Genomic DNA, 3808 nt, shown 5'->3' with positions numbered 1-3808 from the left:
TCCGTCGCCCTTGGCATGGATAGAAAACAGCGGTTTGCCTCGAACAAGCGGTTTGTCGAAGCAGAACTTGCCGTCTGGAGTAGCCCAGAACAGGTAGCCCAGCGAGTTTGCCGCCCTCTTGATGACCTCGAAGACAGTATCGCCAGGGGAAAGCTCCACGAACTTCCGGTTTGCTTTCGCGTTTTTAGACTTGGAATAATACTCGAAATCCTTTTTCCCGATGAACGGAAGCCCGCGCACAAGCTTCTCGGCAAGCGCACTGAGCTTCGTGGGGAGCGTCGAGAACTTGGTCACGCAGGAATCGACAAGAATGGAAGCCACGGAGCGGCCTTCAAAAGAAAGCCTCGGGCCGCTTCTCGACAGTTCGCGCTTTACCGTATCGACAATTCCATTCATCACGACCTTGCGGTTCACGTATATCTCGCAGGTGTCTCCCGCAGATACATCGTACTTCGAAAAGCACCCGAACTGGAAAGAACCCTCGGGAGTGAACAGGTCCTGCGTGATGTTGTAGCTCACGAACTTGTCCATCCTGGAGCCTTTTACGGCGACGATGACTTCATCCTTGTCATTTGGCATAGACCATAACCTCGCCGTTCATGAAAGTGGGATTCTTGACATCGTTCAAGGCACAAAGACGCTCTGCCGCCTTGTAGTTAAGACCGTTGTCCAGGCAAACCTTGTGAAGAGGCGTTTCATGATGGAGCAAGACCTTCTTCGTGGTCATGTATTCCATCTTGATGCGAAGGATTGCGTTCGACAGGGCGGCAGCCTGCTTCTTGAGACGGTCCGGGCAGATGGCGACCGGGAGCACCGAATTGATGAACTCGCGCACCGTGGCCACACTATCTTCCAGATCGGCGGGAGTGACGATATATACAGGCTTAGTTTCGGCAATTTCGTGGCCTTCCGCATTGTCGGAAACGACGCTTTCGGCGGCGATGGATTCGGCCATTCGCTTTTCGTCGTCGCTGATGTGGTTTGCGGCTTCGTTCGCAAGGGTGGCAGCCGCAAGGGTCGCGTATGCCGCATAGATGGGCGAACCGGCAAGGGTCGCGAGCATGTCGGACATGTTCGTCGAAAGCACGACCATAGAGCTCTTGGACTTGGTGACACGTCTGGCAAGCCCGGTAAACGAGTCGCAGCACCCCTGCAAGCTCTCGGTCAGCTTGCCCGAAAGGGTGCCCATGTAGTCAATCGTGGTGTTAATTGCGTCGATAGGGGCCTTGACCGTATCAATCACGCCCTGGATTTTAGCCATCGCGGAGCTCACGCCGTCGGCAAAAGCGCGGGCGGTATCGCCAAGAGACCCCCAGACATCGACCAGCGACCAGTCGGACCCCTCTAAATCGGGGACTCCCGCCTTCTGCATTTCGTAGGCAATGGCCGTCTGCACTTCGGCATTCGCTTCCTTTGCCTCTTCGTAGGTCACATATTTGGGGTCTGCTACTTCCTGGGTCTCTTCCTGGATATCCGCAATTTCAAAGTCGAACTGGAACTCCGCATAGTTCCTGCGCTTGTCGGATGCAATGGAAACGTTTTTAGGATAGCCGTAAAGGATTGTATCGTGGTCGGGATGATACAGTTCTATAGGCTCCGGGAAATACGACAGGAACCATTTGCGCAGTTCCCTGTAGTTGTTCTTGTAGTCTTCGTTCGTGATGACGCAAGAAAACCTGAAGACTTCGGGGTCCACGCCCATGTCTTCGATATCGGCCCCGTTCTTGTAGGGGTAGGTCGTTTCGGCCATGGCGTGGTTGATCTCGTCGCTGATGTTCGTCAGCTGCAAGTCCCACGGCCCAAGCGTGCATTCTCTAGGTTCGTTCACGTCAGCCATCTATCTACCCATCCCCGGTGTATTCTGCACCTTGACCTTCGCCGGTTTGCCGCCGTCGCTCTGCGCCGTATAGCGGTTGTTGGCCTGGTCCATGTTGATGACAATGTTCGGAGCAACTGTAAGTTGCTGCATGTATTCCTGGGCGGAAATGCCGTTTTCGCCCTTTTTCGCCTCGATAGCGTTCTTCGTCAGCTGGTTATACATCCGCAGGTCGCCATAGAGCTTGTCGAGCTTCTTCTGCGACGGCATAAAGCTGTTTTCTTCCTTCTGGATTTCAAGCAAGGTCTCGCCGTGCTTCTTGCTGTAGACTCCCGCTTCCTTGCCGTAGCGCTTTTCGAACTCCGCCTGGTTACGGTCCACCATGGCGCGGCTGTTGGCCTCGACATCGGCTACCACTTTTCGCCATTCGACGAAAGCCGCACCAAAGTCATAGATCTTGTTCATCGCCCAGGTAGTGGCCGCAGTGAGCAGGGTCCCGCCAATGGCAGTTCTTCCGAAGCGGTTAAGGCCTGCCCTGGCATTGGAAAGCCCCTGCCTGAAGCGTCCCGTTTCAACCGTGACGGATTCCATCGCCTGGGTCGCCTTCTGCGTGGCAGCCGCTTGTGGAATGGGCGAATCGTCATCCATGTAGTCGGTTCCACCGCCGAAACCGCCGCGCATGTTGGTGACGAACACCTTCTGCACGTCGTTCGGGCTAAACGGAATCAAGTTCGACGGCTTCGGTTCGTTGGCCTGCTTGCCAGGGAAAAACTTTCTAAAAGACTCGTACCCGCTGGCGACAAACTGCCCTGCCTTCACAAGGCCGACAAGGCTAGCCGCAGCCGTCATCGCGATAAACCCGGTCTTCACGATAGTCTGGTGTTCGCTCAAGGTCTGAAGGGCGCTTGAAAGGGTCTCTACGGGCCCCGCAAGGTTCAAGTCGGCAAACTTCACCGCGCTCGCCTTCATCTTGTCCATCGCCTTGTCAAAAGTCCTGGACGCCCTATCGTAACGGTTTTCGAGCTCGTCGGTATTCGACATCCCTTTGATTCCGGAATCGGTGATGGCCTGCATCTTGACCCATCCCTTCTGGTAATCGGCCATAAGCGGGTTCAAGACCTTCATGGATTCGCTTGTAAGGCCTATCTGGGCAAGTTTCTTGGCGTCGCCGTTGACATACTTCATGATGTCATCGATAATGGATTTCAGGTCGCGAACCTGGTTCTTTCCGTCCACCTTGTCGAAAATCTTGATGCCTTTCTTGCCAAGGTCCTTCTGCTTGTCCTTCAAGTCACGGAAAAGAGCGCCGACAGACGTGGTGATTTCGGCTTCGCTCTTGATGGACGGGGCAATAGTCTGTAGCATGGCCCCGAAATAGGCGAACTGTTCCTCGCTCTTGAGCCCAAAAGCCGCAGCCTGGGAGAACAGGGCCTTACCCTGGTTGGCGAACTTCTGGAGCGTAAAGGAGCCCTGGTCGCCCTGGATAATCAGAGAATTGAAGTATCGGGTGATCTGCTCCATTCCCCAGCCGACATTCGCGTTGATTGCCGAAGAAAGTAGCGCCAAGTCTTCCATCGACGTGTTCGCCGCAAGCGAAGTCTTTGCAAGGGTAAGCCCCATTTCTTCGGAGAACTTGAAATCGCCAGTAATTTCGCCAATCTTCGAGATACCGCCAAGGATAGCCTTTGCATCGATACCCGTCTGGATGGCCATGTCATGCAGCGATTCGCGGAACACCTTCGTGTCCGCGTCGCTCTTTTTAGCCGCCATGCCGTAATACAGCAGTTCCTTGGACAAGTCGCCGACAGCGCTCACGGTATAATGAAGACCGCCCCCGATAAGGAGCGGAGCGAACATGGAACCGAGGCTCATGTTCCCTATAGACTTGCCTACAGAGGACAGAGACGCCCGGGCCATCCCGGAAAACGAAGTGACGGCAGCCTTGGCACGGTTCAGCCCCGAATTGAGCCCGGCGGCATCGGCCCCGATACG

3 protein-coding genes are annotated in these 3808 nt (G+C 55.0%); all 3 read right to left on the bottom strand.

All coding sequences use genetic code 11. The annotated features are described in order from the left end of the window. Positions 1-579 (bottom strand): phage baseplate assembly protein (locus Q0628_RS00570; protein WP_298767511.1); only part of this gene is annotated, 579 nt, incomplete at its 3' end. After that, positions 569-1837: a DNA circularization N-terminal domain-containing protein gene (locus Q0628_RS00565; protein ID WP_298767509.1), complete on the bottom strand. Its 1269-nt coding sequence runs from the start codon at positions 1835-1837 to the stop codon at positions 569-571. The genes Q0628_RS00565 and Q0628_RS00570, both read right to left, overlap by 11 nt. Further along, the coding region (locus Q0628_RS00560; RefSeq protein WP_298767507.1) for a phage tail tape measure protein at positions 1838-3808 on the bottom strand (1971 nt) is incomplete at its 5' end.

The organism is uncultured Fibrobacter sp., assembly GCF_937877005.1.
Classification (GTDB): Bacteria; Fibrobacterota; Fibrobacteria; order Fibrobacterales; family Fibrobacteraceae; genus Fibrobacter.
The sequence above is the reverse complement of the archived record's forward strand: the minus strand, read 5'-3'. Positions and strand labels throughout refer to the sequence as shown.

Coding starts and splice junctions, on each gene's coding strand:
- Q0628_RS00565 (WP_298767509.1), bottom strand. CDS start 1,837: ATGGCTGACGTGAACGAACCTAGAGAATGCACGCTTGGGCCGTGGGAC.